This window comes from Streptomyces zaehneri, from assembly GCF_032248645.1.
GTDB classification, from domain to species: domain Bacteria; phylum Actinomycetota; class Actinomycetes; order Streptomycetales; family Streptomycetaceae; genus Streptomyces; species Streptomyces coriariae.
Genome location: NZ_JASTTJ010000004.1, coordinates 223,576 through 247,499 on the forward strand (window position 1 = coordinate 223,576; position 23,924 = coordinate 247,499).

The 23,924-nt window shown below is 71.5% G+C and carries 19 protein-coding genes; 4 read left to right on the forward strand and 15 right to left on the reverse strand.

Features of this window, described 5'->3' with window-relative positions; all coding sequences use genetic code 11:
* Positions 1 to 8 precede the first annotated feature (8 nt).
* From QQM72_RS09385 to QQM72_RS09425, 9 genes are all read right to left on the reverse strand, one after another.
* Positions 9 to 1,547, reverse strand: a complete 1,539-nt coding sequence (locus QQM72_RS09385; protein ID WP_314220337.1) for an NCS1 family nucleobase:cation symporter-1 — start codon at positions 1,545 to 1,547, stop codon at positions 9 to 11.
* 200 nt (positions 1,548 to 1,747) lie between these two features.
* A complete protein-coding gene (locus tag QQM72_RS09390; RefSeq protein ID WP_314220338.1) occupies positions 1,748 to 2,767 on the reverse strand; it encodes a TIGR03842 family LLM class F420-dependent oxidoreductase in 1,020 nt (339 codons plus the stop codon).
* 11 nt (positions 2,768 to 2,778) lie between these two features.
* Positions 2,779 to 4,182, reverse strand: coding sequence for a dihydropyrimidinase (gene hydA / locus QQM72_RS09395; RefSeq protein ID WP_314220339.1), 1,404 nt, complete (start codon positions 4,180 to 4,182; stop codon positions 2,779 to 2,781).
* A 124-nt stretch (positions 4,183 to 4,306) separates the two neighbouring features.
* A complete protein-coding gene (locus tag QQM72_RS09400) occupies positions 4,307 to 5,149 on the reverse strand; it encodes a nitrilase-related carbon-nitrogen hydrolase (RefSeq protein ID WP_054243088.1) in 843 nt (280 codons plus the stop codon).
* 181 nt (positions 5,150 to 5,330) lie between these two features.
* Complete coding sequence (locus tag QQM72_RS09405; protein ID WP_314220340.1) at positions 5,331 to 6,914, reverse strand: PucR family transcriptional regulator; 1,584 nt, start codon at positions 6,912 to 6,914, stop codon at positions 5,331 to 5,333.
* Positions 6,915 to 6,943: 29 nt separating this feature from the next.
* Complete coding sequence (locus tag QQM72_RS09410; protein WP_314220341.1) at positions 6,944 to 8,227, reverse strand: aspartate aminotransferase family protein; 1,284 nt, start codon at positions 8,225 to 8,227, stop codon at positions 6,944 to 6,946.
* Positions 8,224 to 9,066: a nitrilase-related carbon-nitrogen hydrolase gene (locus QQM72_RS09415; protein ID WP_314220342.1), complete on the reverse strand. Its 843-nt coding sequence runs from the start codon at positions 9,064 to 9,066 to the stop codon at positions 8,224 to 8,226. The genes QQM72_RS09410 and QQM72_RS09415 overlap by 4 nt, the downstream gene beginning before the upstream one ends.
* A gap of 180 nt (positions 9,067 to 9,246) precedes the next feature.
* The gene (locus tag QQM72_RS09420) at positions 9,247 to 10,923 is read right to left on the reverse strand and encodes a hypothetical protein (protein ID WP_314220343.1); all 1,677 of its coding nucleotides are present in this window, start codon (positions 10,921 to 10,923) and stop codon (positions 9,247 to 9,249) included.
* A gap of 141 nt (positions 10,924 to 11,064) precedes the next feature.
* Positions 11,065 to 11,316 (reverse strand): helix-turn-helix domain-containing protein, encoded by a 252-nt coding sequence (locus tag QQM72_RS09425; protein ID WP_314220344.1) that lies wholly within the window; start codon positions 11,314 to 11,316, stop codon positions 11,065 to 11,067.
* Between the two features lie 32 nt (positions 11,317 to 11,348).
* Here QQM72_RS09425 and map point away from each other — a divergent pair, with 32 nt between their 5' ends.
* Together map and QQM72_RS09435 are read left to right on the forward strand one after the other, a co-directional pair.
* Complete coding sequence (gene map, locus QQM72_RS09430) at positions 11,349 to 12,119, forward strand: type I methionyl aminopeptidase (protein ID WP_314220345.1); 771 nt, start codon at positions 11,349 to 11,351, stop codon at positions 12,117 to 12,119.
* 466 nt (positions 12,120 to 12,585) lie between these two features.
* Positions 12,586 to 15,144, forward strand: coding sequence for an ATP-dependent Clp protease ATP-binding subunit (locus QQM72_RS09435; RefSeq protein WP_314220346.1), 2,559 nt, complete (start codon positions 12,586 to 12,588; stop codon positions 15,142 to 15,144).
* A gap of 69 nt (positions 15,145 to 15,213) precedes the next feature.
* Here QQM72_RS09435 and ggt read toward each other — a convergent pair whose 3' ends face one another.
* Positions 15,214 to 17,025, reverse strand: a complete 1,812-nt coding sequence (gene ggt, locus QQM72_RS09440; RefSeq protein ID WP_314220347.1) for a gamma-glutamyltransferase — start codon at positions 17,023 to 17,025, stop codon at positions 15,214 to 15,216.
* A gap of 143 nt (positions 17,026 to 17,168) precedes the next feature.
* Between ggt and QQM72_RS09445 the strand changes: the two genes are divergently transcribed.
* The gene (locus QQM72_RS09445; RefSeq protein WP_314220348.1) at positions 17,169 to 17,915 is read left to right on the forward strand and encodes a hypothetical protein; all 747 of its coding nucleotides are present in this window, start codon (positions 17,169 to 17,171) and stop codon (positions 17,913 to 17,915) included.
* A gap of 98 nt (positions 17,916 to 18,013) precedes the next feature.
* Positions 18,014 to 19,567: an alpha/beta fold hydrolase gene (locus QQM72_RS09450; RefSeq protein ID WP_399076647.1), complete on the forward strand. Its 1,554-nt coding sequence runs from the start codon at positions 18,014 to 18,016 to the stop codon at positions 19,565 to 19,567.
* A 49-nt stretch (positions 19,568 to 19,616) separates the two neighbouring features.
* Here QQM72_RS09450 and QQM72_RS09455 read toward each other — a convergent pair whose 3' ends face one another.
* The 5 genes from QQM72_RS09455 to pcaDC form a co-directional block, all read right to left on the reverse strand.
* Positions 19,617 to 20,360 carry an amino acid ABC transporter ATP-binding protein gene (locus tag QQM72_RS09455; protein ID WP_314220350.1) on the reverse strand — a complete coding sequence of 248 codons (744 nt, stop codon included), beginning with the start codon at positions 20,358 to 20,360 and terminating at the stop codon, positions 19,617 to 19,619.
* A 116-nt stretch (positions 20,361 to 20,476) separates the two neighbouring features.
* Positions 20,477 to 20,896, reverse strand: coding sequence for a DUF6278 family protein (locus tag QQM72_RS09460; RefSeq protein WP_314220351.1), 420 nt, complete (start codon positions 20,894 to 20,896; stop codon positions 20,477 to 20,479).
* Positions 20,897 to 21,012: 116 nt separating this feature from the next.
* Positions 21,013 to 21,792, reverse strand: a complete 780-nt coding sequence (locus QQM72_RS09465) for an exodeoxyribonuclease III (RefSeq protein ID WP_314220352.1) — start codon at positions 21,790 to 21,792, stop codon at positions 21,013 to 21,015.
* A gap of 39 nt (positions 21,793 to 21,831) precedes the next feature.
* Positions 21,832 to 22,467, reverse strand: a complete 636-nt coding sequence (locus QQM72_RS09470) for an MBL fold metallo-hydrolase (RefSeq protein WP_314220479.1) — start codon at positions 22,465 to 22,467, stop codon at positions 21,832 to 21,834.
* A gap of 43 nt (positions 22,468 to 22,510) precedes the next feature.
* On the reverse strand, positions 22,511 to 23,839 hold the full coding sequence (pcaDC, locus tag QQM72_RS09475) for a bifunctional 3-oxoadipate enol-lactonase/4-carboxymuconolactone decarboxylase PcaDC (RefSeq protein WP_399076548.1): 1,329 nt from the start codon (positions 23,837 to 23,839) through the stop codon (positions 22,511 to 22,513).
* Positions 23,840 to 23,924: the final 85 nt, after the last annotated feature.

The window sequence follows — 23,924 nt, forward strand, 5'->3', positions numbered from 1 at the left end:
ACCACACGTCAGACGGCGTCCGCGTGTTCTTCCTGCCGTGCGGGCAGCAGCAGCATCAGGGCCACGTACAGCACCATCGAGGTGCCGAGCCCGACCGCCCAGCCGTAGTCGGCGAGGGATTCGAGCGCCGGGATCGGCCGCCCGTCGACCAGCGGCTTGAAGCTGGCGCCGCCGACGGCGAGCACTCCGCCGGTCACGAAGGCCACCACCGCCCGCCAGTTCCAGCCGCCGTCGTACCAGTAACGGCCGCCCGTGCGGTACAGATCGGCCAGGTCGAGCTTCCCGCGGCGCAGGATCCAGTAGTCGGCGATGAGGATGCCTGCGACCGTGCCCAGCAGACCGCCGACCAGTCCGAGCCAGGTGAAGATGTAGCCCTGCGGGTCGGAGTACAGCTTCCACGGGAAGATCAGCACCCCGAGGACACAGGTGGCGAGGGCGCCGGTACGGAAACTGATCTTCCGGGGCGCGATGTTGGAGAAGTCGAAGGCCGGCGAGACCAGGTTGGCCGCGACGTTCACGGACAGGGTCGCCACCAGCACGGTCACCAGCGCGAACAGCAGGCCGAAGACGTTGTCGGTCTTGGCGGCGAGCTGTACCGGATCCCAGATCGTCTCGCCGTACACCGCCTGCGAACCGGAGGTCACCATCACCGACAGCAGCGCGAACAGCGTCATGGTGGTCGGCAGGCCGAGCGCCTGACCCCAGGTCTGCGCTTTCTGCGACTTTCCGTACCGCGTGAAGTCCGGGATGTTCAGCGACAGCGTCGACCAGAAACCGATCATGCCCATCAGGGACGGCCAGAACAGCTTCCAGAAGTCGCCGCCCCAGCCGAGCTTGGACGGCTGGTCGAGCAACGGGCCGAAACCGCCTGCCTTGTTGCTCATCCAGATCAGCATCACCAGCGCGCCGACCAGGACGAAGGGCGCGGCCCAGTTCTCGAAGCGCCGGATCGTCTCCATGCCCCGGTAGATGATCGCGACCTGGATCGCCCAGAAGATCGCGAACGACAGCCACATCGTCCAGGCGTAGCCACCGATCTCACCGGCGTCGCTCCAGCCGTTGCCGATCAGCTTCCCGGCGAGGAAGTAGATCGCCTCACCGCCGATCCAGGTCTGGATGCCGAACCAGCCGCACGCCACCAACGCCCGTACGACGGCGGGCAGGTTGGCGCCGCGGATACCGAAGGAGGCACGGGCGAAGACCGGGAACGGGATCCCGTACTTCGGCCCCGCGTGCCCGGTGAGCAGCATCGGCACCAGCACGATGACGTTGGCCAGGGCGATGGTGAGCACCGCCTGCTTCCAGTCCATGCCGACGGCGATCAGACCGGAGGCGAGCGTCCACGACGCCGTGTTGTGGGCCATGCCGACCCACAGCGCGGAGAAGTTGTACGTGGTCCAGGTGCGCTTCTCCACCGGAACCGGAAGCAGGTCCTCGTTGGCGTAGGGGCCGCTGAGCTGCGGCGAACCAGGGGCGATCTCCACCCGGCCGTCGGCGAGGGTGACTTGAGAAGTCGGCGGTATGGCCGTGGGAGCGGTGTCGGTCATGGGCAGGCCAATCAAACGAGGGGCGGATCCGGAAAGGCCGTGCGGGCTCCGGCCCCCTCCCCCGGGACGTCGGAGGAGGGGAGAACTGGAGTGGGGGGACGGGGAGTTGAGCGGTCTCTGGGGTTTTCGGTTGTGCGACGCCGTACGGCGCTCCGTGCGCCTCGCGACGGGCGGTGCACCGTACGGCGGTCGGTGCGCGGTCAGCCGTTGACGGCCGGGATCACCCTCGCCCCGTAGGCGTCGATGGTGGCCTCCTGGGCGTCGTGCATGTCGTAGACGGCGAACTGGTCGACTCCCAGCGCGCGGAGCGCCTCGAGCTTCTCGATGTGCTTCTCGACCGGTCCGACGATGCAGAAGCGGTCGACGATCTCGTCGGGCACGAACGCGGTGTCGGGATTGTCGGCCCGTCCGTGGTGCGAGTAGTCGTACCCCTCACGGGACTTGATGTAGTCGGTGAGTTCGTCCGGTACGGCGGCGGAGTGCTCGCCGTACTTGGACACGAGGTCGGCGACGTGGTTGCCGACCATCCCGCCGAACCAGCGGCACTGCTCACGCGCGTGGGCGAGCGCCTCGGGCGAGTCGTCCTCGGTGACGTACGCCGGGGCGGCGACGCAGATCTTCACCTCGGCGGGGTCACGGCCTGCGGCGACGGCGGCGTCCTTGACGGCCTTCACCATGTACTCGGTGAGGTAGAGGTCGGCGAGCTGGAGGATGAAGCCGTCGGCCTCCTCGCCGGTCATCTTCAGCGCCTTGGGGCCGTACGCGGCCATCCAGACGGGGAGTTGGGCGTCCTCCTTGATCCACGGGAACCTGACGACCGTGCCGCCGAGGTCCGCCTCCTGGCCCGAGCCGAGCGCCCTGATGACCTTCATGGCCGCACTGATCCGGGCGAGGGTGTTCGGGGCACGGCCCGCGACGCGCATCGCGGAGTCGCCGCGGCCGATGCCGCACACGGTGCGGTTGCCGAACATGTCGTTGAGGGTGGCGAAGGTGGAGGCGGTGACCTCCCAGGTGCGGGTGCCCGGGTTGGTCACCATCGGGCCCACCGTCAGCCTGCTGGTGTTCGCCAGGATCTGGCTGTAGATCACAAACGGTTCCTGCCAGAGCACGGCGGAGTCGAAGGTCCAGCCGTACGTGAAGCCGTTGCCCTCGGCGCGCTTCATCAGCTCGACGACCTTCGAGGCCGGCGGGTCGGTCTGCAGGACGAGTCCGAAGTCCATGTGCGCTGCTCCTAGTTGAGGTACTGACAGGTGGAGCGCGGGGTGTAGACGCCGTGACCGGCGTGTCCGGTGTACTCCCGCTCGGTGATGACGAGTTCGCCCCGCGACAGGACCGTCTCGACACGGCCGGTGAGCCGCTTGCCCTCGTACGCCGAGTAGTCGACGTTCATGTGGTGCGTGTCCGCGGAGATGATCTGCTCGGCGTGCGGGTCGTAGATCACGACGTCGGCGTCGGCGCCCGGGGCGATGGTGCCCTTCTTCGGGTACATGCCGAACATGCGGGCCGGGGTGGCGCAGGCGATCTCGATCCAGCGGCGGCGGCTGATGTGCCCGTCGACGACGGCCTGGTGCAGCAGGTCCATCCGGTTCTCGACCCCGGGCAGACCGTTGGGGATCTTCGAGAAGTCGCCCCGGCCGAGCTCCTTCTGGCCCACGAAGCAGAAGGGGCAGTGGTCGGTGGAGACGACCTGGAGGTCGTTGGTCCGCAGGCCCTGCCAGAGCTTGGCCTGGTGCTCCTTGGGCCGCAGCGGCGTCGAGCACACGTACTTGGAGCCCTCGAAGTCGGGTTCCGCGAGGTTGTCCGTCGACAGGAACAGATACTGCGGACAGGTCTCGCCGAAGACGTTGAGTCCCTCGTCGCGGGCCCGGGCCAGTTCCGCAACCGCTTCCATCGCCGAGACGTGCACCACGTACAGCGGAGCACCCGCGACCTGCGCGAGCTTGATGGCGCGGTGGGTCGCCTCGGCCTCGAGGAGGGCCTTGCGGACCTCGCCGTGGTATCTCGGATCCGTCTCTCCGCGGGCCAGCGCCTGCTCGACCAGGACGTCGATGGCGATGCCGTTCTCCGCGTGCATCATGATCAGTCCGCCGTTCTCGGCGGAGCGCTGCATGGCGCGCAGGATCTGACCGTCGTCGCTGTAGAAGACGCCGGGGTAGGCCATGAACTGCTTGAAGGAGGTGACGCCCTCCTCCACCAGCAGGTCCATCTCCTTCAGCGTGTCCTGGTTCACGTCGGAGACGATCATGTGGAAGCCGTAGTCGATGGCGCAGTTGCCCTCGGCCTTGGCGTGCCAGGCGTCCAGCCCGTCGCGCAGGCTGCGTCCGACGCTCTGCACGGCGAAGTCGACGATGGTCGTGGTGCCGCCCCAGGCGGCCGCCCGGGTGCCGGTCTCGAAGGTGTCGGAGGCGAAGGTGCCGCCGAACGGCAGCTCCATGTGGGTGTGGACGTCGACCCCGCCCGGGATCACGTACTTCCCGGTGGCGTCGATGACCCTCTCGGCGGTCCAGGCCTCGGCGGCCGTGGTACCGGAGGCGGCGAGGGCGGCGATGCGGCCGTCCTCGATCAGGACGTCGGCGTGGATCTCGTCGGACGCGGTGACGACGAGGCCGCCGCGGATGACGGTACGGGTGCTCATGCGTGGACGCTCCGCTGGGTTGTGGTCGTGAGGTGCGGGTCGTTCGAGGCCGGTCGCGCCCCGCGGCGGAGCCGCACACGGACGCCGCCCCGCGCCCCGGAGAGGGACGCGGGGGCCTCGGGTCTTACGGTGCGGTCAGCGGGCCGTAGGCCTCCGGGCGACGGTCCCGGTAGAACTGCCAGCGGTCGCGGACCTCGCGCAGCTTGGCCATGTCGAGGTCGCGGACGACGAGTTCGCTCTCCTTGTCGCTCGCCACCTCGCCGACGAACTGGGCCTCCGGGTCCACGAAGTACGAGGTCCCGTAGAAGTCGTTGTCGCCGAGTTCCTCGACACCGACCCGGTTGATCGCGCCGACGAAGTACTCGTTGGCGACGGCCGCGGCCGGCTGCTCCAGCTGCCACAGGTACGCGGACAGACCACGCGAGGTCGCCGACGGGTTGAAGACGATCTCGGCGCCCTCCAGCCCCAGCGCGCGCCAGCCCTCCGGGAAGTGACGGTCGTAGCAGATGTAGACGCCCACCTTGCCGACGGCCGTCTCGAAGACGGGCCAGCCCACGTTCCCGGGACGGAAGTAGAACTTCTCCCAGAAACCCTTTACCTGCGGAATGTGATGCTTGCGGTACTTGCCGAGGTACGAGCCGTCCGCGTCGATCACGGCGGCGGTGTTGTAGAGGACGCCCGGCTGCTCCTCCTCGTACATCGGCAGTACCAGGACGATGCCGTGTTCCTTGGCGAGCGCCTGGAAACGCTTGACGATCGGGCCGTCGGGGATCTGCTCGGCGTACTCGTAGAACTGCGGGTCCTGGACCTGGCAGAAGTACGGTCCGTAGAACAGCTCCTGGAAACACAGGACCTGAGCACCCTGCGCGGCCGCGTCGCGGACCGCCTGCTCGTGGACCTGGATCATCGATTCCTTGTCGCCGGTCCAGGCCGTCTGGAAGACGGCGGCACGGATCACTCTGCTCATCGGGACCTCCGGTCGCTCGGTGTACGAGGAGCCTAGGAAGCCGGCGAGCCTGCTTTGAGTTGCACGGTGTCACGCCTGCGGGCGTCCGGCGTGCCACCGTGTCACGTCTTTCCGGACCCATGTTTCACCACCGTTTTCCCTGGTCGTTCCATGTTTCCTGGCTGTTGCCGATCGTCTTCGGTCAGCCCTGTTGCGCGTCGTGCGCGAGAAGCGCGATGTGCACCGAGGCGGCCTGTTCGAAGTCGTCGAGGTCCACTCCCAGCCGCCCCTCTATCGCCTCCAGCCGGCGGTACAGCGCGGGCCGGGAGACGTGGTGGAGCTGGGCGGTGCGGGACTTGTTGCGGCCGGTGGCCAGATACGTCCGCAGCACGGCGAGCAGGTCGTCCCCGGCCGCGCACAGCAGCCCGTCCAGTTCCCGCTCGGCGAAGGACTGCACCCGCGGGTCGTCCCGCAGGAGCCGTACCAGGCCGCGCAGATGGACGTCCTTGAGGCGGACGACGGCCGGCAGGTCGAGGGCGGCCGAGGAGTCGGCCACGGCGTCCGCGACATGCTGGGCCTCGCGCAGCCCGGCGGACACGTCGTCCCAGACGATGCGCGCGGCGGCCGCCGCGACGACCGTGCGGCTCTCCCCGGACTCGGTCCGCAGCCGGGCGGCGAAGTGCGCGGTGAGCGCCTGGGCGTCCTGGTCGCGGGCGAGGCTGAGCAGCACGGCGGTGGCCCCGTCGGCGAGCTCGGCGACCAGCCCTGGCATGCCCAACAGGCGCAGCATGCGCTCCAGTTGGGCAGGGTCGCCGTCACGGACGACCAGGGGGACGAAGGTGCGCCGGTTGACGGGGAGTCCGGCCGCCCGGGCCCGGGGCAGCAGTTGCCTGGCCGGTACGACACCGGAGACCAGGTCGGTGAGCAGGCTCTGCGCGGACTGCTCCTCCCAGGTGTGGGCGGAGGCGCCGCCGAGCATGCGGTGCAGGACGAGGGCCTCGGCGGCCCGGTCGGCGAGGAGCCGTCCGCCGGCGGTGTCGCCGCGGTGGCCGCAGAGCATGATCTGCCCCCACCGCTCGCCGCGTCCGCCCAGCTCGGCGCGGATCCAGCCGTCACCCTCGCTGCCGCCGGCCTGGCGGGCGATGCGCTCCCAGTCCCGCAGCACGTCGTCGACCGCCGACCGCTCCCCCGCCGTCGCCAGCACCCGGTGGGCGAGGTTGGTGACCACCACGGGACAGGCGGCGTGCTGGGCGACCTCGTCGAGCAGCAGCTGAAGCGGGGCGCCCGCGGTGATCAGAGAGGTGAGGGCGGTCCGTACGGCCTCCGACAGGCTGACGGCGGCGAACTTCCGCTGGACCAGCCGGGACTGGACCACCTCCGTCAACTCGGCGAAGGGGAAGGGCCGGTGGAGCACGATCATCGGCAGTCCGCACCGCTCGGCGGCGCGCCGCATCACGTCCGGCGGGGCGGGGAACGCCCGTCCCAGTCCCAGCACCACGGCGGCGGCCTCCGCGCGGTGGAGGGACTGGATGTACTCGGTCTGCGCGTTCTCGTCGCCGGCGAGCAGCACTCCGGTGGTGAGGACCATCTCCCCGCCGCTGAGCATCACGCCGACGTCCGCGGCCTCGGCGACGTGCACCCAGCGCACCGGCCGGTCGAGCTGGCCCGCGCCGGCCACCACCTCGGGTTCCCCGGCCAGCACCCTTTCCAGGGACAGGACCTGACGGACCGACAGGGCGGGTTCCAGGGGCTCTACGGGCCCCCAGGGCTCCAGGGTGATGGTCATGGCGTTGTGTTCCCTTGCTCAGGCCTGCGCTACTGCGTGCTCCTCAGCGCGCCTTCGAGGATCGCGGCGCCCTCCTCTGCCTCCGCGACGGTGAGGGACAGCGGCGGGGCGATCCGCAGGACGCTGGTGTCGTGGCCGCCGCCCTTGCCGATCAGCAGCCCGCCGGCGCGGGCCGCCTCCAGCACGGCGGCCGCCCGGTCCGGGTCCGCCAGGTCGGTGCCGGGCTTCGTCAGCTCGACGCCGATCATCAGCCCGCGCCCGCGCACCTCCCGCACCCCGGGGTCCTGTGCGGCGACGGCCCGCAGCCGCTCGATGAGCAGGCCGCCGACCCGCCGGGCGTTGCCCTGGAGGTCGTGTTCCAGCAGGTAGGAAAGGTTGGCGAGGCCGGCCGCCATGGTGACCTGGGTGCCGCCGAAGGTGGAGATGCTGTTGGCGTCCAGGCAGTTCATGATCTCGGAGCGGGCGATGACACCGCCGATGGACATGCCGTTGCCGATGCCCTTGGCGAACGTGACGATGTCCGGCGGTCCGCTGCGGCCGTGCGCCTGCCAGCCCCAGAAGTGCTCGCCGGTGCGGCCCCAGCCGGTCTGCACCTCGTCGGCGATCCACAGGATCCCGTATGCGTTCAGCACTTCGCGGAATGCCGCATACAGTCCGTCCGGCGGCGAGGTGAACCCGCCGACCCCCTGGATGGGCTCGGCGATCAGGGCCGCGGGCGGGCGGGTGTGACCGAGCAGGTCCTTCAGGTCCGCGACGCAGGCCTCGATGAACCCGGCGTCGGAGAGAGCGGCGAACGGGCCGCGTCCGCGTACCCCGCCGTGCACGTAGAGCGTCTGGAGCGGGGACAGCGAGGTCGGTGACCAGCCGCGGTTGCCGGTGATGCCGACCGCGCTGAAGGACCGGCCGTGGTAACTGTTGCGCATCGCGAGGACGGTGTTGCTGCGCCGGTGGGTGGTGGCGAGCAGCAGCGCCGTGTCGTTGGCCTCGGTGCCCGAGGTGGTGAAGAAGACGCGGGCGTCGGGGATGCCGCTGATGTGGGCGATGCGCTCGGCGAGGTCGACCATGGGCCGGTTGAGGTAGAGCGTCGAGGAGTGGTTGATCCGCCCGGCCTGCTCGCTCACCGCCTTGGTGACCTCGGGCAGTGCGTGCGCGGTCATGGTGGTGAGGATGCCGCCGAAGAAGTCGAGGTACTTGTTGCCCTCGGCGTCCCAGACGTGCCGGCCCTCGCCGTGGGTGATCTCCAGCGGGTCCTCGTAGTAGAGGGCGAGCCAGTCCGGCAGGACCTTGCGGTGACGGGCGTGGAGGTCGCTCACGGCTGCACCAGCCCGCCGTAGGCGTCGGGACGGCGGTCGCGGTAGAAGGCCCACTGCTGCCGGACCTCCTCGACCAGGTCGAAGTCGAGGTCGCGGACCACGAGTTCCTCGTCCTTGTCGCTCGCGACCTCGCCGACGAACTTCCCGCGCGGGTCGACGAAGTACGAGGTCCCGTAGAAGTCGTTGTCCCCGTACTCCTCGACGCCGACCCGGTTGATCGCGGCGACGAAGTACTCGTTGGCGACGGCGGCCGCCGGCTGCTCCAGCTGCCAGAGGTGGGCGGAGAGGCCGCGGTGGGTCGCGGACGGGTTGTAGACCAGCTGGGCGCCGTTGAGACCGAGTTGCCGCCAGCCCTCCGGGAAGTGCCGGTCGTAGCAGATGTAGACGCCCACCTTGCCGACGGCCGTGTCGAAGACGGGCCAGCCGATGTTGCCGGGCTTGAAGTAGTACTTCTCCCAGAAACCCTTTACCTGCGGGATGTGGTGTTTCCGGTACTTTCCGAGGTACGAGCCGTCGGCGTCGATGACGGCGGCGGTGTTGTAGTAGAAACCGGACTGCTCGACCTCGAAGACCGGCACGACGACGACCATGCCCGTCTCGCGCGCGAGTTCCTGCATACGACGCACGGTCGGCCCGTCGGGGACCGGTTCGGCCCAGCGGTAGTGCTCCGGCTCCTGGACCTGACAGAAGTAGGGAGCGTTGAAGACCTCCTGGAACCCGATGATCTTCGCGCCCCGGCGGGCCGCCTCGCGGGCGTGCTCCTCGTGTTTCGCCACCATGGACTCGGTGTCGCCGGTCCAGGTGGCCTGGACCAGTGCGGCACGTACGACGTTGGCCATGAGCTGCTCCTTCGACGGGACGTCAGAGCCTCTACGCCCGTAGACGAAGGTCGTAGAGGGACGAACGTAAGCCTCCGGGACGGGCTTGCCAAGACCATCGTCGTTAACCCGCCGAGTCGATCGCGTTTCACACTCCGGTGGGTGAGTCGCCGGGCGTACGGCGTAAGGGCGTGGCGCGGGTCAGGCGGTGAAGCCGGCGACCCTGAGGGCGTGCACCAGGTCCCAGTGGCGTTCCTCCGAGACCGTCCGGGCGGCCTCCAGCACGAGGGGGACGAGGGTCCCCGGGGCCGGGGCGACGCTGCGGGCGGCCTCCTCGGGGGTGCGGACCCGGACATAGGCGTCGAGCAGCGCGCCGACCTCGCGTCGCCGGCCCTCCTCGACCAGGCCGAGGACGGCCTGCCCGATCTCGGCGGCCGGGCGGGCGACGCCCTGGCGCAGGATCTGCTCGCCGTCCGCCGTGCGCCCCACCGCGACCAGCGCGTCGGCCGCCGCGACGAGCCGGTCGGCGGGGAGGGAGGCGGCCTCCCAGAGCAGGGTGGTCCAGTCGGCGGTGAGCCCGGCGCGCTGGAGTTCGGCCGCGAGCAGCGGGATACGGGCGGCCGGCCAGTAGGCGAGTTCGACGAGCAGGGCGTGCGCCTCGCCGCTGCGGCCTTCGCCGCGCAGGCGCACCAGCCGTTCGACCGTCTCGACGGTCTCCCGCCGGGCCGCCGTGTCCAGCGGCTCGCGCCGCGGCTCGGACCGCTCGGCCTTCTCGGTGGCGGCGCCGGCGAAGCGGGCGCCGCGCGGGGTGCGGCGCCCGGTCGGGGCGGGCGCGGGCGCCACCGGTTCGGCGGCGGGCGGTACGGCGAGGGAGACGGCGTTCTCCTTCTCGGCCATACCGGCGAAACGGGCGCTGCCGCGGCGGCGCTTGCGCTGTTTGGGGACGACGGCCGGGTCGGGGACGGGGGTGTCCTGGTCGGGAGCCGGCCGGGAGTCGGGCGCTTCGGCCCCGGACGCCTCGGCCGCGACCTCATGCGCGTCGACCGGCGCCCCGGCCATGGCCCCGGCGGCGCCGTACCCGTCAGGGGCGTCGTACCCGTCAGGAGTGTCGTAGCCGTCACGAGCCTCGCGCCCGGCAGGGGCGCCGTACCCGGCAGGAGCCTCGCGCCCGGCAGGGGTGCCGTACCCGGCAGGAGCCTCGCGCCCGGCAGGGGCGCCGTACCCGGCAGGAGCCTCGCGCCCGGCAGGGGCGCCGTACCCGGCAGGAGCCTCGCGCCCGGCAGGGGTGCCGTACCCGGCAGCCGTCGCGTGGGCGGGGTCCGCGGCGGCGGCGTGCGGGGCGGCGGGCCCGGAGGCCGCGCCCGCCGACGGGAGCCGGTCCGACTCCGCCATCCGGTAGCGCAGTTCGGCGCACCGTGCGGTGGCCCGTTCATGGTCGTCGTGGGCCCAGGCGAGGTCGAGACGGATGGCCTCGGCCTGCTCGTGGGTGGCCGCGGACGGGAGCCTGCGCCCCAGCTCGGCCAGCCGTTCGGCGGCGTAACGCTGTTCGCGGAGCATCACGTCGAGCCGGTCCCCGAGGGCGTCGCGGCCACCGGGCCGGGCGTCGTGGGCGGCGAGGGCCGCGGCGTGCAGGGGCCGGACCCGTTCCGCCTGCTGCGCGGCGACCGCGGTCCCGTACTCGGCGGCGAGGTCCTGGAGCACCGCCTCCACCACGTCCCAGGGCGGCACCTCGCGCCCGTCGAGGCAGGCCCGCATGCCGTCGGGATCGCGTTGCCAGAACACCGCGCACCAGCCGGCGCCCTGATCGAGGCGCGACAGCAGTCCGTTCAGGTAGCTCGCGAACTCCCGTACCCTGCCCGGGAGTTGATCCACAGCCATCGCTCGACTCCCGCCCTGACCGGAACACTCCGGCTCGTAGAAAACACCAACCGTGTTACAGCGCGGCTACAGCCAGTTTTCGAAACCGACGCGACGACCGGTGCGTGATCCCGAACGGGCGCGGGCAGCGACCCCAGGGTGTCATGCGGGGGCGGGCACGCACAGCCCCGCCAGCTCGTCCATCGACAGACCGAGCACGCGGGCGAGCGCGGCGACGGTGAAGAACGCCGGCGTCGGGGCGCGGCCGGTCTCGATCTTGCGAAGGGTCTCGGCGGACAGGCCGGCGCTCGCCGCGATGTCCGCCATGCTCCGGCCGCCGCGGGCCTCGCGCAGCAACAGACCGAGCCGTTCGCCGCGTTCACGCTCTTGCGGGGTGAGGGGGGTGCGCACCATGCCACCATTCTAATACCGGTATAGTAATTGGCATGGTGGAGCTCAAGACAGACACATCGATCGAGGCCATGTACGAGGCGGGACAGGTCGTCGCACGGGCGCTGACGGCCGTGCGCGAGGCCGCCGACGTGGGCGTATCCCTGCTGGAACTGGACGAGGTGGCACACGACGTGCTGCGGGAGGCGGGGGCGACGTCCCCCTTCCTCGGCTACCGCCCGTCCTTCGCCACGACGCCCTTCCCGGCGGTGCTCTGCGCGTCCGTGAACGACGCGATCGTGCACGGCATCCCCACCGGCTACCGGCTGCGCGACGGCGACCTCCTGTCGGCCGACTTCGGCGCGGTGCTGAACGGCTGGGCCGGCGACTCCGCGATCAGCTTCACCGTGGGCACGCCCCGCCCGGCTGACATCCGGCTGATCGAGACCGCCGAGCGGGCCCTCGCGGCCGGTATCGAGGCGGCGGTCGTCGGCAACCGCGTCGGCGACATCGCGCACGCGATCGGCACGGTGTGCCGGGAGGCGGGCTACGGCATCCCGGACGGCTTCGGAGGCCACGGCATCGGTCGCCAGATGCACGAGGACCCCGGCGTCCCCAACGAGGGCCGCCCGGGCCGCGGCTACCCCCTGCGCCACGGCATGGCCCTCGCGATCGAACCGATGCTGATCGCGAGCGGCAAGGACGGCTACCACGAGGCGCCTGACGGCTGGACCCTGTGCACGAACGACGGTTCCCGGGCGGCCCACGCGGAACACACGGTGGCGATCACGGACAGCGGACCGAGGGTCCTCACCGAGCGCCGGTAGGACCACTGCGCCGAGGGCGCGGGCCGTATCGACCTGCGGCCCACGCCGGTCGGCGCGACCGCCCACGCAAGGACCGGGGCCCCTGCCCCGGCAGGCACAGGGCCGTACCGATCTGCCCCGGCGCAGGTCGTACAGGGCGTTGCCGCTCCGCCCCTGGACGGAACCGCCCACGCAAGGACCGCGGCCGCTTCCGCCGGCCGGGACAGGGCCGTAACCATCCGCGGCGCCGCCCCATGGGCGACCGCCCGCGCACCACCCGCGCCCTCCGCCGACGGCAGGCGTGGTGCCGTACCGGTCTGCCGCTCCGCCCCGTGGGCGCGACCGCCCACGGACGACGGGACCGGCCGCCGTGCGGCGGGCGGCCTCAGGACATGCCGCGCCCTGCGGATCGTGCCATCGTGGTGTAGCCCGGGACGGACAGGGCAACCGACCGCACCGGCAGCGCAAGTCGATCGAACGGAACGCCATGACCAGCGGCTTCTCCAGCCCGGAGGGGTACGGCGACCCCTTCGGCGAGTTCCTGGCCCGCTTCTTCGGCGGGCCCAGCCCCGGCCCCCGGCACATCAACATCGGTCAGCTCCTCAGCCGGCCCGCGAGAGAGCTCGTGCGCGGCGCGGCGCAGTACGCGGCCGAGCACGGCAGCCGCGACCTGGACACCGAGCATCTCCTGCGCGCGGCCCTCGGCGCGGAGCCGACCCGCACGCTGCTCAGCCGGGCCGGCGCCGACCCCGAGTCCCTCGCGTCGGAGATCGACGAGCGCTCGGGCCCGGTCCAGCACCCGCCGGGCGAGGTGCCACCGCCCACGTCGCTGTCGCTGACCCCGGCCGCCAAACGCGCCCTGCTGGACGCGCACGACCTGGCCCGCTCGCGCGGGGCCGGCTACATCGGCCCGGAGCACGTGCTGAGCGCCCTCGCGTCGAACCCGGACTCCGCGGCCGGGCACATCCTCAACGCGGCCCGCTTCGCCGCCGCGGCCCTGCCGAGCGAGCCCACGGACAGCGCGCCGACGGCCCGCCCCGGCGACCGCCAGCGGCCCACCGGCACACCCACCCTGGACAAGTACGGCACGGATCTCACCGAGCTGGCCCGTCAGGGCCGGATCGACCCGGTGATCGGCCGCGAGGACGAGATCGAGCAGACCATCGAGGTGCTCTCCCGGCGCGGCAAGAACAACCCGGTGCTGATCGGTGACGCGGGCGTCGGCAAGACCGCCGTCGTGGAGGGACTGGCCCAGCGGATCGCGGACGGGGACGTGCCGGACGTCCTCGTCGCGCGGCGCGTGGTCGCCCTGGACCTGACGGCGGTGGTCGCGGGGACCCGCTACCGCGGCGACTTCGAGGAGCGGCTGACCACCATCGTCGACGAGATCCGCGCCCACTCCGACGAACTGATCGTCTTCATCGACGAGCTGCACACCGTCGTCGGCGCGGGCGGCGGCGGCGAGGGCGGCGGGTCGATGGACGCCGGCAACATCCTCAAGCCGGCCCTGGCCCGAGGCGAGCTGCACATCGTGGGCGCGACGACGCTGGAGGAGTACCGGCGGATCGAGAAGGACGCGGCCCTCGCCCGCCGTTTCCAGCCGATCCTCGTCCCGGAGCCGTCCGTCGCGGACGCGCTGGAGATCCTGCGCGGGCTGCGCGACCGCTACGAGGCCCACCACCAGGTCCGTTACACCGACGAGGCGCTCGTCGCGGCCGTGGAGCTGTCCGACCGCTACCTCACCGACCGCCGCCTGCCCGACAAGGCGATCGACCTGATCGACCAGGCCGGCGCCCGGGTGCGGCTCGGTGCCCGCACCAAGGGCACGGACGTACGGGCCATGGAGCGCGAGGCCGAGGAACTGGCCCGCGACAAGGACCAGGCGGTCGCGGACGAGAGTTACGAGCAGGCCACCCGCCTGCGCGACCGCATCGTCGAGTTGAAGCAGCGCATCGCGGACGCGACCGGTGAGATCACCTCCGACGAGGGCCGGCATCTGGAGGTCACCGCGGAGGCGATCGCCGAGGTGGTGTCCCGGCAGACCGGCATCCCGGTCGCCAGCCTCACCCAGGAGGAGAAGGACCGCCTGCTCGCCCTGGAGGAGCACCTGCACGAGCGGGTCGTCGGCCAGGAGGAGGCCGTACGGGTCGTCGCGGACGCGGTGCTGCGCTCGCGCGCCGGGCTCGCCAGCCCGGACCGGCCGATCGGCAGCTTCCTGTTCCTCGGCCCGACCGGCGTCGGCAAGACCGAACTGGCCCGCGCGCTCGCCGAGTCGCTGTTCGGCAGCGAGGAGCGCATGGTGCGGCTCGACATGAGCGAGTACCAGGAGCGGCACACGGTGAGCCGTCTGGTCGGCGCTCCGCCCGGCTACGTCGGCCACGAGGAGGCCGGACAGCTGACGGAGACCGTCCGCCGCCACCCCTACTCGCTGCTCCTGCTCGACGAGGTGGAGAAGGCGCACCCGGACGTCTTCAACGTCCTGCTCCAGGTCCTCGACGACGGCCGGCTCACCGACTCCCAGGGGCGCACGGTCGACTTCACCAACACGGTCATCGTGATGACCAGCAACCTGGGTTCGGAGGCGATCACCCGGCGCGGCGCCGGCATCGGCTTCGGATCGGGTGGCGCGGACGCGGACGAGGAGGCGCGGCGCGAACAGATCCTGCGGCCGCTGCGCGAGCACTTCCGGCCGGAGTTCCTCAACCGGATCGACGAGATCGTCGTGTTCCGGCAGCTCACGGGCGAGCAACTGCGGCGGATCACCGACCTGTTGCTGGAGCGGACGCGGCGGCTGGTGCAGGCCCGGGGCATCACGGCCGAGTTCACCGACGCGGCCGTCGACTGGCTCGCCGAGCGCGGCTACCAGCCCGAGTACGGCGCCCGCCCGCTGCGCCGCACGATCCAGCGCGAGGTCGACAACCAGCTGTCCCGGCTGCTCCTCGACGGGCGGGTCGAGGAGGGCGACCGGGTGACGGTGGAGGTCGAGGACGGGCGGCTCGCGTTCCGTACGCGTACCGGCGGCGAGCCACCCGCGCCTGAGCTCTGACACCCGACGCCCGACGCCCGACGCCCGACACCCGACGAGGCCGGACGCCCGGTCCGTCCGCTCCGGGCCCTAGGGAGCCGGACGCACCACCTGTGCCGAGCCGCCGCCGCGTCGTACCTTCTCGGCGGCGGCCAGCCACTTGCCGTTGGGCAGCCGCTGCACGGCGGTGGCCGCGCCGATCTCCGGGTTGAGCTTGAAGGAGTGCCCGATGGCCTCCAGCCGGGCGCGCAGCCCGTCGGGGCTGGTGTCGTCGTAGAGCGCGGGCTCCAACTCCGTCTGGGCGGCGTTGCGTTGGCTGGCGCGCGGGGCGGCGATCGCGTCGACGAGCGGCAGTCCTCGGTCAAGGAACTCGGTCAGGGTCTGCAGCACGGTGGTGATGATGGTCGCGCCGCCGGGCGAACCCAGCGCCACCACGGGCTTGTTGTGACGGTCGAGCACGATCGTCGGCGAGATCGACGAGCGCGGCCGCTTGCCCGGCCCTGGCAGGTTCGGGTCGTGGACGGCCGGGTTGGCGGGTGCGAAGGAGAAGTCCGTCAGCTCGTTGTTGAGCAGGAAGCCGCGGCCGGGCACGGTGATGGCGCTGCCTCCGGTCTGCTCGATGGTGAGCGTGTAGGAGACCACGTTGCCCCACTTGTCGGCGACGGTGAGGTGCGTGGTGTTCTCGCCCTCGTACGTCGTCGGCGCCGCCGTGCCGCCCGCGCCGCAGGCGGCCGGGTGGCGCGGGTCGCCGGGCGCCACGGGGCTGGTGAGGACCGCGTCGTCCTTGATGAGGCAGGCGCGTGAGTCGGCGTACTTCTGCGACAGCAGCTGCTTCGTGGGGACGTCCTCGAAGGCCGGGTCGCCGACCCAGCGCCCGCGGTCGGCGAACGCGATCCGGCTGGCCTCGAGGTAGTGGTGCAGGTACTGGACCTCGCTCGCCTTCGACAGGTCCGTCCGCTCCAGGATGTTGAGGGCCTCGCCGACCGTCGTGCCGCCCGAGGACGAGGGGGCGATGGAGTAGACCCCCAGGCCTCGGTACGAGGTCCTCGTGGGCGCCTGGAGCTTGGCGCGGTAGGCCGCGAGGTCCTTGGCGGACAGCTCGCCCGGCCGGGCGTTCCAGCCCGAACCGGGGTCCACGGGCGGCTTGTTCACGGTGGCGACGATGTCCTCGCCGAGGTCGCCGCGGTAGATCGCGCCGACGCCCTTGCGGGCCAGCTCCTCGTAGGTGCGGGCGAGGTCGGGGTTCTTGAACGTCGATCCCACGACCGGGAGTTGCCCACCGGGAAGGAACAGCTTCGCCGTGTCGGGGAAGTAGCGGAAGCGGGTCTCGTTGGCGGCGGTCTGGGTCCGGAAGGTGTCGTCGACCGTGAAGCCCTCGCGGGCGATGCGCTGGGCGGGCTCCAGGACCGTGCCGAGCTTTTCGCTGCCCCACTCCTTCAGCGCGGTCGCCCAGGTGGCGGGGGTCCCCGGCGTGCCGACGCCCAGGCCGCTGCTGACGGCGTCCGCGAAGGCGAGCGGCTTGCCGTTCTCCAGGAAGAGACCGGAGTCCGCGGTCAGCGGGGCGGTCTCCCGGCCGTCGATGGTGTGCACCGCACGGGACTCGGCGTCGTAGTAGACGAAGTAGCCGCCTCCGCCGATACCGGAGGAGTAGGGCTCGGTGACGCCGAGGGCGGCTGCGGTGGCGACGGCCGCGTCGACGGCGTTGCCCCCCTTGCGCAGCACCTCGATGCCGGCCGCGGAGGCGTCCGCGTCGACGCTGGCGACCGCACCGCCGTAGCCGACGGCGACCGGGACCTTCGCAACAGCGGCTCTCTCAGCGGCGGGTGGCGCCGCGGCACCCACCGTGACCACGGCGGCCGAGACCGCCAGGACCGACAGTTTCCGCGCGACAGGGCGACGCATCCGTACCTCCAGTCCGGGACCGTCCGCGCAGCGTAACCACATTCACGGGGGCCTGACAGCCTCCTTCCGGGCACTGTCATACGAACGCCACACCTCGAACACGGGTACGCCCCGGCCATGGTGGCCCGCTACCATGCGCGCCCATGAACGACGACGTGCGCAACATCGTCCTGGGCGTGGTCGCGGCCGGCATCAGTGCCGCGCTCGGCTGGTTGGCCCGCACCTACCTGTGGAAGCGCAGACTCCGGCGCAAGCAGGCCTTCTTCGGGCTGCCCGAGAACTCGGAGTGCCTGCTGGTCGTCAACCGCGACGCGGGCAGCCCCGACCTCGCGGTGCACCGCCACGACGTGTTCGCGCTCCTGGAACTCGCCGCGCTCATCAAGGACTGCGGCGCGGGCGCCGAGGTGGTCACCCAGGACGCGGCGCGGCAGGGTTTCGGCGAGCGGACGGAGTTCTGTGTCGGCGGCCCGGGATCGAACCGGCGGATGGCGGCCCACATCCAGGCCATGCTGCCCGGGGTGCGCATCAACACCGACCGGGAACCGGGCCCGGACCGGCTGGCGTTCCGGATAGGCGGCGAGCACCACCGCATGGAACCGGGCGTCACCGAGTACGTCCTGCTGGCCCGGCTCACCGCCGGCCGGCGGCGCGAGGCGCGGCCGGTGTTCCTGTTCTGCGGCCAGCGCGCGATCAACAACCAGGCCGCCACCCGCTACCTCGTCCGCAACCACGAACGGCTGGCCCGCAAACACGGGCACGACTCCTTCGTACTGCTCCTGAAGGTCATCAACTCCCAGGTGTACGGCCCCGATGTGGTCGAACTGGTCGCGGACGTGACCCGGGCGGCGCAGGCGCCCCTGCCGGACACGACAATTGTTACTGCGACGTAACTTACCGACGGTTACCTCGGATGGGGCACAGCGGTTACCGTCGGGTCACTTTGCGATGGCGCAGGCAAGAGGAGTGACCCGTGGGACGACCGCACCGCATGGCCCTACGCGCGACCGCCATGGGCGCCGTCTCCGCGACCCTGGTCGCCGGCGGGGTTCTGGGCCTGGCGCCCGCCGCGCAGGCAGCCGCCGGCGAGGTCCGGTACGTCGACATCGCCGGGGACGGCGGCACGGTCCTCAAGGCCAACGTGGTCACCCCCGCCGGCGCCGACGGCACCCGCCGCCACCCGCTGATCGTGCTGCCGACGAGCTGGGGCTTCCCGCAGGTCGAGTACCTCGCCCAGGCGCGGCGGCTCGCCGACTCCGGCTATGTCGTGCTCAGTTACAACGTGCGCGGCTTCTGGCAGTCCGGGGGCGAGATCGACGTGGCCGGGCCGCACGATGTCGCCGACGCCGCCAGGGTCGTCGACTGGGCCCTCGCGAACACCCCGAGCGACCCGGAGAACATCGGCATGGCGGGCGTCTCGTACGGCGCCGGGATCAGCCTGCTGGCCGCCGCCCACGACCCGCGCGTCAAGGCCGTCGCCTCGCTCAGCGGCTGGGGCGACCTGATCGACTCGATCTACTCCGGCCGCACCCAGCACGTCCAGGCCGCCGCCGTGCTCGACACCGTGGGCACGGTCACCGGCCGTCAGAGCGCCGAGTCCCGGGCGGTCTTCTCGGCCTTCTACTCCAGCGACCTGTCGAAGGAGAAGGACATCGTCGCCTGGGGGCAGAAACGTTCCCCCGCTACCTACCTGGACCAGCTCAACAAGAACGGCGCGGCGGTCATGCTCGCCGGCGCCTGGGGCGACACGATCTTCCCGCCCAACCAGTCCGCGGCCTTCTACGAGGGGCTGACCGGCCCGAAACGGCTGGAGTTCCGTCCCGGCGACCACGCGACGGCCGAGCTCCCCGGTCTGTTCGGGGTGCCCAACGACGTGTGGACCGACACCGAGCGCTGGTTCGACCACTATCTCAAGGGCGAGGACAACGGCATCGACCGCGAGCAGCCCGTCCGGCTCAAGTCCCGTTCCACAAGCGGTTACGAGGGATACCCGGACTGGAAGTCGGTGAACGCGACCCGGAAGAAGATCGCCCTCGCCGGCTCCACCACGATCCACACCAACGTGGACTCGGGCGCCGACGGCGGGATCGTCTTCCTGTCCAGCATCCTCGACCAGGTGGCGAAGCTGCCCCCGGTGGCCGCGATCCCCCTGCTCCCCCGCCGCTGGGCCGCCGTGTGGCAGTCCGGGAAGTACGCCACCGCCCAGCAGGTGCGCGGCACCGCGACGATGCACACCACCGTCACCCCGACGAAGGAGAGCGGCACCCTCGTCGCCTACCTCTACGACGTGGGGCCGCTCGGCCTCGGCAAGCTGGTCGCCAACGCGCCGTACACCTTCCACGGGCACACGCCGGGCCGGCCGTTCGGTCTCGACCTGGATCTGATCTCCACGGCCTACGACGTTCCGGCGGGACACCGGCTCGCCCTGGTGGTCGACACCGTCGACCCGCTCTACACCGAGCACAACCCGTCCGGCGCGCGGCTGACCTTCTCCTCGCCGGCGGACGACCCGTCGTACGTGTCGGTTCCGCTGCGCGGGCAGTGATCTCCGGCCGCCGCCGGGGCGGGTGGGCTCTGCGGGCTGGCGCCGTCGCTCAGTGCTTGAGGATCTTGGACAGGAAGTCCTTGGCCCGGTCGCTGCGCGGGGCGGTGAAGAACTCCTCGGGGGTGCGGTCCTCGACGATACGGCCGTCGGCCATGAAGATCACCCGGTTGGCGGCCGAGCGGGCGAAGCCCATCTCGTGGGTGACCACGACCATCGTCATGCCCTCCTGGGCGAGTTGCTGCATGACTTCCAGGACCTCGTTGATCATCTCGGGGTCGAGGGCGGAGGTGGGCTCGTCGAACAGGAGCGCCTTGGGGTCCATGGCGAGGGCGCGGGCGATGGCCACGCGCTGCTGCTGGCCTCCGGAGAGCTGGGCGGGGAACTTGTCGGCCTGGTCGGCGAGGCCCACCCGGTCGAGCAGTGCGCGCGAGCGGCGGTCGGCCTCGTCCTTCTTGCGCTTGCGTACCTTCACCTGGCCCAGCGAGATGTTCTGCAGGACCGTCTTGTGGGCGAACAGGTTGAAGGACTGGAAGACCATGCCGACCTCGGAACGCAGTCCCGCCAGCGCCTTGCCCTCCTCGGGCAGCGGCTGTCCGTCGAGCGTGATCGAACCGGAGTGGATGGGCTCCAGCCGGTTGATCGCGCGGCACAGTGTCGACTTCCCCGACCCCGAAGGGCCGATCACCACGACCACCTCCCCCCTGCCGACGGTGAGGTTGACGTCCTGCAGGACATGCAGCTCCCCGAAGTACTTGTTGACGTCACGCAGCTCGATCAACGGATCGACGGCCATGCGCAGCCCTACTCACTTTCAGCTGTGTCGTGGTCGCCGCAAACTATCCACACGAGACCGGAGCTGAGGCACGACACGCACCTTTCCGCCATTAGCCGTATTTACGCGCTCGCACTTCAGTTCTCGGCCACCTCGGCGTACAGCTGGGACAGTTCGGGGGTCCCGGTCGCGGCCCACTCACGCCCGGCGGCGACCACGTCGACCTCCCGGCCGGACGCCAGCCGGACGACGGGTTCCCCGCCGGGCCAGATCACCCAGACCGAACCGGGGACCGTACGCACGACGACCGTCCCCAGGTAGAGCCCTGCGTCGTGACCGAACCAGGGCAGGGTCTCCTCGTCCTCGCGCCAGCGCGGCGGAAGCTGGTCGAGCGCCTCCAACGAGGCGGCCGTGTCGTCGAGTCCGATCCCCTCCCGGGCCGCCTGGGAACGCAACAGCTCGCATTCGGAGAGGAGTTGGGCGATCCCCTCGGGGTCCTCGGCGAGCACCGCCGCACGGTACTTCTTGCTCCTGTTGCCCAGGAAAGGGATGTTCATAAGCCCAGCGTGACATTCACACCGGCGTGCGCACCACAGGCGCGCTGTCACGTGGCGAGGGCCGAGGCCGCGGTCCGGACGGGCATCGCGCGTAGACGGACGGGCACCGGCTCCCGCTACACCTCGAGGTCGACCACGACCGGAGCGTGGTCCGAGGCGCCCTTGCCCTTGCGCTCCTCGCGGTCGACATAGGCGTCCTTGACGGCCTTGGCGAACGGCTCGTTGCCGTACACCAGGTCGATGCGCATGCCGCGGTTCTTGGGGAAGCAGAGCTGGCGGTAGTCCCAGTACGTGAAGGGGTGGTCGTACTTCAGGGGGCGCGGGACGACGTCCGACAGGCCGGCCTCGCGCAGCGACGCCAGGGCGGCGCGCTCGGCCGGGGTGACATGGGTGAGGCCCTCGAAGGCGGCCACGTCGTGCACGTCGTCGTCGGTCGGCGCCACGTTGTAGTCGCCCATCACCGCGAAGGGGCGGCTGCCCGCCGCGTCGCCCGCCACGGCGGCCTTGAGGGCCTCGAACCACTGGAGCTTGTAGGCGTAGTGCGGGTGGTCGACCTCGCGTCCGTTCGGCACGTACACCGACCAGACGCGGACCGGGCCGCAGGTGGCCGAGATGGCGCGGGGCTCCTGCGCCCCGTCGTAGCCGGGGTCGCCGGGCAGGCCCTTGACGACGTCCGCCAGGCCGACGCGGGAGATCACCGCCACGCCGTTCCACCGGCCCGTGGCGTGCACCGCCGCCTCGTAGCCCAGTTCGCGCAGCTGGTCGAGCGGGAACTGCGCCTCGGCGACCTTGGCCTCCTGGAGGCACAGCACGTCGGTGCCGCTGCTCTCCAGCCAGGCCAGCAGCCTCGGCAGGCGGGCGGTGATCGAGTTCACGTTCCAGGTCGCGATACGCATGCCCCACAACCTACCCGGCGGGTCCGACAACGCCCTCGCTCAGACCTGCGCGCAGGCCCCGGGCGCCAGCCGGCCGTGGTCGGCGCCGCCCAGGTTGCCCAGGTGCGTGTCGTAGATCGGGCGGGCGAGGTCGGTGAGGAGGGCGTCGTGGATGTCGTAGACGCGCTGCGGCCGGACCTCGCGGACGTAATCGATGACCTCGGAGATCTTGTTCCAGGGGGCCTGGACCGGGGCCAGCAGGGTTTCCACCGGGCGCCCGGGGACGGTGAGCGCGTCTCCGGGGTGGAAGACGCGGCCCTCGTCGACGAGGAAGCCGACGTTGGTGACGCGCGGGAGGTCGGGGTGGATGACGGCGTGCAGCTCGCCGTGGACCTGGACGTCGAACCCCGCGGCGGTGAACGTGTCACCGTGGCCGACCGTGTGCACCCGGCCGGGGAACGCGGCGGAGAGCTGCCCCGCGACGGACCTCAGGGTCCATACCTCGACGGCCGGGTCGGCCTCCAGAGCCGACCGGAGTCGCTTCTCGTCGAAGTGGTCGGGGTGCTCGTGGGTGACCAGGATCGCGTCCGCCCCGACCGCGGCGTCCGCCTCGCTGAATCCGCCCGGATCGAGGACGAGCGTGCGCCCGTCCTTCTCCAGGCGCACACACGCGTGCGCCTTCTTGGTGAGTTTCAGAGCCGTCATGAGATCCATCCTGCCCCCGCGCCCGGTGCGGGGCTCACTCGGTGGGAGTGGTCTCCTCCCGGATGACCTGCTGTGCCACCTTGAACGCGCTGTTCGCCGCGGGTACGCCGCAGTAGACGGCCGCCTGGAGCAGCACCTCCTTGATCTCGTCCGGGGTGAGCCCGTTGCGCAGCGCGGCGCGGATGTGGAAGGCGAGCTCGTCCAGGTGGCCGCCCGCGACCAGCGCGGTGAGCGTGACGCAGGAGCGGGAGCGCCGGTCGAGGCCGGGACGGTCCCAGATCTCGCCCCAGGCATAGCGGGTGATGAACTCCTGGAAGTCCCCGGAGAAGTCGTCGGCCTGCGACAGCGCCCGGTCGACATGGGCGTCCCCGAGGACCTCCCGGCGCACCTTCAGACCGGCGTCGTACGGATCGGGGCGGCCCATGGCCTGCACCGGTTCGAGGACCGGGGCGGGCGCGATCTCCGCGATGGCCACCGGCTGCGGAGGCTGCTGGGGCACGGTCAGGACCGCCCTGACGGGGATGCCCGGCACGGCCGTCTGCCCGGTGCCGGAGTCGTAGGCGGGCTGCCAGGCGGTGGAGAAGTGGCGGACCAGCAGGTCGGTCACGGCCGCGGGCTGCTCCACCGGGACCAGGTGCGAGGCGCCCGGCACGACGGCCAGCCGGGCGTCCGGGATGCCGGCCACCAGGGTGCGCGCCTCGGCGGGACCGGTGACCTGGTCGTCCGAGCCGACGAGGACCAGGGTCGGCACACCCACGAGACCGATCTCGGCCCGCACGTCGAAGGCGGCGAGCGCCTCGCAGGCCGCTATGTAGCAGCCGGGATCGGTGGTGCGCACCATCTGCACGGCCCACTCGGTGATCGCGGGCTGCGCGGCCGCGAAGCCGCTGGTGAACCAGCGGTCGGGCGAGCTGCGGGCGATGGGGTCGAGACCGTTGGTGCGGACTATCACGCCCCGCTGCCGGAACTCGTCGGCCGTGCCGAAGCGCGGCGAGGCCGCGATCAGCGCGAGGGAGGCGACCCGCTCCGGGTGCCGCAGCGCCAGCTCCACGCCGACCGCGCCGCCGAACGCGCAGCCCGCGTAGCCGAAGCGCTGCACGCCGAGCCCGTCGAGGGTGGCGAGCAGCCGTGCGGCCAGGTCGGAGACCGAGCCGACGGGGTAGGCCGGGGCGCCGCCGTGGCCGGGCAGGTCGTAGCGGAAGACGCGCCACTGCTGGGCCAGCTCGGGAACCTGACGGTCCCACATGTGCCATGTGGTACCCAGCGAGGGGCCCAGGATGAGGACCGGGGCGTCTTCCGGCCCGTCGAAGCGGTATTGCAGGGTTTCGACGTTGTTCTCACTCACCCGCTCACGCTCCCACATCTCACACTCTCTGCGGGATCGGGGGTGGAGACGCTCGCCAGACCTCCCCAGGTATCCGCGGCCGGACGAAGATCCTCCACGTCCG

Bases quoted from the DNA above. Each gene is read 5' to 3' on its own strand.
- QQM72_RS09460 (WP_314220351.1), bottom strand. From the start codon at position 20,896: ATGAACATCCCTTTCCTGGGCAACAGGAGCAAGAAGTACCGTGCGGCG.
- pcaDC (WP_399076548.1), bottom strand. From the start codon at position 23,839: ATGTGGGAGCGTGAGCGGGTGAGTGAGAACAACGTCGAAACCCTGCAA.
- QQM72_RS09465 (WP_314220352.1), bottom strand. From the start codon at position 21,792: ATGCGTATCGCGACCTGGAACGTGAACTCGATCACCGCCCGCCTGCCG.
- QQM72_RS09445 (WP_314220348.1), top strand. From the start codon at position 17,169: ATGAACGACGACGTGCGCAACATCGTCCTGGGCGTGGTCGCGGCCGGC.
- hydA (WP_314220339.1), bottom strand. From the start codon at position 4,182: ATGAGCACCCGTACCGTCATCCGCGGCGGCCTCGTCGTCACCGCGTCC.
- QQM72_RS09450 (WP_399076647.1), top strand. From the start codon at position 18,014: ATGGCCCTACGCGCGACCGCCATGGGCGCCGTCTCCGCGACCCTGGTC.
- map (WP_314220345.1), top strand. From the start codon at position 11,349: ATGGTGGAGCTCAAGACAGACACATCGATCGAGGCCATGTACGAGGCG.
- QQM72_RS09420 (WP_314220343.1), bottom strand. From the start codon at position 10,923: ATGGCTGTGGATCAACTCCCGGGCAGGGTACGGGAGTTCGCGAGCTAC.
- QQM72_RS09455 (WP_314220350.1), bottom strand. From the start codon at position 20,360: ATGGCCGTCGATCCGTTGATCGAGCTGCGTGACGTCAACAAGTACTTC.
- QQM72_RS09425 (WP_314220344.1), bottom strand. From the start codon at position 11,316: ATGGTGCGCACCCCCCTCACCCCGCAAGAGCGTGAACGCGGCGAACGG.
- QQM72_RS09435 (WP_314220346.1), top strand. From the start codon at position 12,586: ATGACCAGCGGCTTCTCCAGCCCGGAGGGGTACGGCGACCCCTTCGGC.
- QQM72_RS09385 (WP_314220337.1), bottom strand. From the start codon at position 1,547: ATGACCGACACCGCTCCCACGGCCATACCGCCGACTTCTCAAGTCACC.
- QQM72_RS09390 (WP_314220338.1), bottom strand. From the start codon at position 2,767: ATGGACTTCGGACTCGTCCTGCAGACCGACCCGCCGGCCTCGAAGGTC.
- QQM72_RS09405 (WP_314220340.1), bottom strand. From the start codon at position 6,914: ATGACCATCACCCTGGAGCCCTGGGGGCCCGTAGAGCCCCTGGAACCC.
- ggt (WP_314220347.1), bottom strand. From the start codon at position 17,025: ATGCGTCGCCCTGTCGCGCGGAAACTGTCGGTCCTGGCGGTCTCGGCC.
- QQM72_RS09400 (WP_054243088.1), bottom strand. From the start codon at position 5,149: ATGAGCAGAGTGATCCGTGCCGCCGTCTTCCAGACGGCCTGGACCGGC.
- QQM72_RS09415 (WP_314220342.1), bottom strand. From the start codon at position 9,066: ATGGCCAACGTCGTACGTGCCGCACTGGTCCAGGCCACCTGGACCGGC.